The organism is Oryzihumus sp. (assembly GCF_036391795.1).
Classification (GTDB): Bacteria; Actinomycetota; Actinomycetes; order Actinomycetales; family Dermatophilaceae; genus Oryzihumus.
The window spans coordinates 1-3797 of the sequence record NZ_DASVZH010000207.1; the positions used below are offsets into that span (position 1 = coordinate 1).

The window sequence follows — 3797 nt, forward strand, 5'->3', positions numbered from 1 at the left end:
TGACCAGGTCACCCGCCCCACCGGACCGGTAGGACGGCGCCCACTCCAGCACCCACCCCGCCGCCGTCGCACACGAGGAGGCCACCTCGCCCCGCTCCAGAGCCTCCCCAAGCACGGCCACCTTGGCCGCCTCGACCCTGCAGGCCAACGCATCCAACAAGCCCATCGCCGGACCCAGGTCCGCGCCCTGGCACTGGTGCAGCACCTGCTCGATCCCGGCCAAGGACTCCCGCGCGGCGTCCACCACGGCCAACCGGTCCGCGAAAGAGGCCCCCGCGGCGGGCACGCCACCGGAGCCGCTGGCCGCGGCCCCCTGACGACGATCCCCCTGGTGCATGATTCGAACATACATTCGACCACCGACAGGCCACTCCAGTCATCGCACGGTCGCGCCACGCGCGGCTGGCACACAGGAAACCACCCGGCCCGCGCCACGACCCGGCCCGGGGCCGCCTCGAGCCCGACCCAACCACCCGGCATACCGGGCAGCGGATGAGAGGCTGCGGGGCATGGGAGTCCGGATGACGCGGCAAGAGTTCGAGGACGCCGTGGGCGACGCGCTCGACGAGGTCCCCGCCGAGCTGCTCGACCTGATGGACAACGTCGTCTTCCTCGTCGAGGACGAACCCCCGGAGCACGACCCTGACCTGCTCGGGGTCTACGACGGCACTCCCCTGACCGAGCGCGGGGACGCGTGGGCCATGGGGTCGCTCCCGGACCGGATCACACTGTTCCAGGGCCCGTTGCAGCGCATGTGCGGGGACCGGGAGGAACTGCTCGAGGAGATCGCCGTGACCGTGGTCCACGAGATCGCGCACCACTTCGGGATCGACGACGAGCGGCTCCACGAGCTCGGCTGGGACTGAGCGGGATCAAGGGTCACCCGCTTCACGGGCGGCCTCGGCCAACCACGCGGCCACCTGCTCGTCGAGGTCCTCGGCGGAGTGCACCTCGAGTTGGTGCATCCAGTGTCGGGGGCTGACCTGCACGACCTGCTTGAACCGGGCCGAGTCCACGGGGCGTCCCAGGGCGATCGAGACGACCAGGTCCGCGTCAGGGTGCACGAGGTACTGCCCGGGACGCCACAGGTACGCAAAGCCCCGGCGCGTTGGAAGGTGACCTGGCTTCGACCCACCCGCTCCTCGGCGCCTCCGGACAGGTCGAGGAGCGTCCGCAGGCGTTCCAGCACCGCCGGTCCGATGGTCAGGTCGGCCACGAACTGCCGCGCCGGTCAGGCGCTTCCATGGCGTCAGCGTAGGCAGGCACACGGCATACGGGGCCGGGACACGGCAGCGGGGCCTCGCCCCGGAAGGGTGCGGCCCGGCCTGGCGGCCCGGCCCGCTGTGCGGACCGGAACCGGTCAGACCAGGGCGCTCTGGGCCTTCCACTGGCTGAAGGAGTACATCCAGATGCCGTAGCCCTCGGTCGGCTGGAACGGCCGCTTGGACCCGGTGAAGTTCACGACGTCGCCGACCTTGGAGTGCTCGAACATCCACTGCGCATCGGCCGGGGCCATGTTGGTGCAGCCGTGAGAGACGTTGGAATTGCCCTGGGCGCCGACCGACCACGGGGCCGAGTGGATGAACTCGCCGGTCCAGGTCAGGCGCATCGCCCACTTGGTGTCGATCTTGTAGTAGCCCGGCTTGCCCTTGGGGATGCCGATCGTGGTCGAGTCCATGGTGACGTCGCCGTCGCGGGAGATGATGACCTTGGTGCCGTAGCGGGTCTCGGTCTTGGGCCCGGGGCGCCCGGTGCTGACCTTGAACGTGCGCAGCACGGCGCCGTTCTGGCGCACCGTCATGGTGTGGGCGTTCATGTCGACGGTGCTGACCATCGCGGAGCCGACGGTGAAGCTCGTGCTGTCGTCGGCCGCCACCCACTTGCCGTCACCGGTCTGCACGCCGTGCAGCGGCGCCGTCACCGTCACGTGGGTGCCGGGGAGCCAGTAGCTCTGGGGCCGCCACATCAGCTGGCGGTTGTCCAGCCACCCCCAGGCGCCCACCTGCTTGGGGCTGACCGAGATCTTCATCAGCTTCTCGACCTGCGCCCGCTCGGCCTTGGTCATGACCGGGGAGTCGAACTGCACGCTCACCGGCATGCCCACGCCGACGGTGCCACCGCCGGGGATCAGCCCGTAGGTCGCGGTCACCGCCGGCTTCAGGGTGGAGAACGAGGAGGTCACCGTGGACGGTGTGCCGTCCTGCCCGGTCGCCTTCGCGGTCAGCGTGTATGCCGTGCCGGGAGTGAGCCGGCCGCTCGCCTTCCAGGTGCCGTCGGCACCGACCGCGCCGTTCACCGTCTCGCCGTCGGCGGCCGTGAGCGTGACGCTGCCGAGCGTGCCGGACTCGGCCCGGACGGTCACCGGGGCGGTCGGCAGGACGCCCGTGGCGGCGTCGGAGGGGCTGATCGACAGCTGCGCCGGGGTGGCCTGCTGGGTGGTGCTCGTCGCACCGCCGGCCGTGGCCAAGGCATGTGTCCCGGCTCCCCTGGCTGACGTGCCCGAGGCGCCACCTGCGGGGCCGCAGGCCGACACCAGGGCCGCGCCGGAGAGCAGGGCCGCCGCGAGGGCAGCACGACGCCGCATTGTCGAGATCACCACGTTGACCGACTCCCACCCGAAGGACGAACTTCGCAGGGGCCCCAGCGAGGGCACCCATCCATGAGGACGCACGGGACGCGCGGGTGGTTGACGACGGAGCCGCCGACCGCGGTCACGGTCGTACAACGATCCCGGCGCGGTCCCCCCGTGAACGTCCCGGAACCGTCCGAGAGCCGTGGCCCCCCGTTGGGGAGACCACGGCTCTCGGACGGTTGTTGGCGCCAGCCTACCCGGTCCGTCGGTGCGAACCGGGCAGATCGGGCCAGAAAGGTCAGACCGCGCGCTCCCCGCGGAAGTACTCGAAGACCCAACCCACGAGGGCGAACGAGCCGAAGACGACGCCGATCACCACGAGCCACCAGCCGACGGCCAGCCCCAGGAAGGTCAGGGCAGCCGAGGCGGCCAGCGGCAGCGGCCACCAGCTGTGCGGGCTGAAGAAGCCGTAGTCACCCTCGGCAGCCTCGACCGGCGCGAACGGGTCGTCCTCGGGACGGTCGTCCAGCTTGCGGCCGGTCCACCAGAGGTAGAACCCGATCAGGGCGGACAGGCCGGCGGTCAGCATCAGGGCCACCGGCCCGACCGGCTCGTTCCAGTGGGTGAAGAAGCCGTAGATCAGCCCGAGGGGGGCGAAGATGAACGTCCCCGCGCCGAACAGCCAGGTCTCGACCTTCATCAGTGCTTGTCCTCCGAGTGGTGGTGCAGGTCGGGCTCGCCCAGAAGGGAGTCGAGAATGTTCTTGTCAGCCTGCGGCGAGTCGTAGGCCGCGACCTCGGGGTGGTGCAGGTCGAAGGCCGGACGCTCCGAGCGGATCCGCGGGATCGTCTCAAAGTTGTGCCGCGGCGGCGGGCAGGAGGTCGCCCACTCCAGCGAGGCGCCGTAGCCCCACGGGTCGTCGGTCTCCACCAGCGGCGCGGTGCGCCAGGTCTTCCAGACGTTGTAGAGGAACGGCAGCGTGGAGGCGCCGAGCAGCAGCGCGCCCGCGCTGGACACGTCGTTCATCCACTGGAAGCCGTCCTCGGGCAGGTAGTCGGCGTAGCGACGCGGCATGCCCTTGACGCCCAGCCAGTGCTGGATGAGGAAGGTGGTGTGGAAGCCGATGAACAGCATCCAGAAGTGGACCTTGCCCCAGCGCTCGTCGAGCATCCGGCCGGTGAGCTTGGGCCACCAGAAGTAGAAACCGGCGAACATCGCGAACACG

The 3797-nt window shown here is 70.5% G+C and carries 5 protein-coding genes and 1 pseudogene; 1 reads left to right on the forward strand and 5 read right to left on the reverse strand.

All coding sequences use genetic code 11. From position 1 onward, the window contains the following. A pseudogene (locus VF825_RS12810) lies at positions 1-337 on the reverse strand (hypothetical protein); the annotation flags it as partial. A 184-nt stretch (positions 338-521) separates the two neighbouring features. Between VF825_RS12810 and VF825_RS12815 the strand changes: the two are divergent. Next, positions 522-866, forward strand: coding sequence for a metallopeptidase family protein (locus VF825_RS12815; RefSeq protein WP_331113866.1), 345 nt, complete (start codon positions 522-524; stop codon positions 864-866). A gap of 6 nt (positions 867-872) precedes the next feature. Here VF825_RS12815 and VF825_RS12820 read toward each other — a convergent pair whose 3' ends face one another. From VF825_RS12820 to VF825_RS12835, 4 genes are all read right to left on the reverse strand, one after another. Further along, positions 873-1064, reverse strand: a complete 192-nt coding sequence (locus tag VF825_RS12820; protein ID WP_331113868.1) for a DUF5655 domain-containing protein — start codon at positions 1062-1064, stop codon at positions 873-875. A 296-nt stretch (positions 1065-1360) separates the two neighbouring features. After that, positions 1361-2599, reverse strand: a complete 1239-nt coding sequence (locus VF825_RS12825) for a L,D-transpeptidase (protein ID WP_331113870.1) — start codon at positions 2597-2599, stop codon at positions 1361-1363. Positions 2600-2870: 271 nt separating this feature from the next. Further along, on the reverse strand, positions 2871-3272 hold the full coding sequence (locus tag VF825_RS12830; RefSeq protein ID WP_331113872.1) for a cytochrome c oxidase subunit 4: 402 nt from the start codon (positions 3270-3272) through the stop codon (positions 2871-2873). Next, positions 3272-3797: cbb3-type cytochrome c oxidase subunit I (locus VF825_RS12835; RefSeq protein WP_331113873.1), on the reverse strand; the 526-nt coding region annotated here is incomplete at its 5' end. The genes VF825_RS12830 and VF825_RS12835, both read right to left, overlap by 1 nt.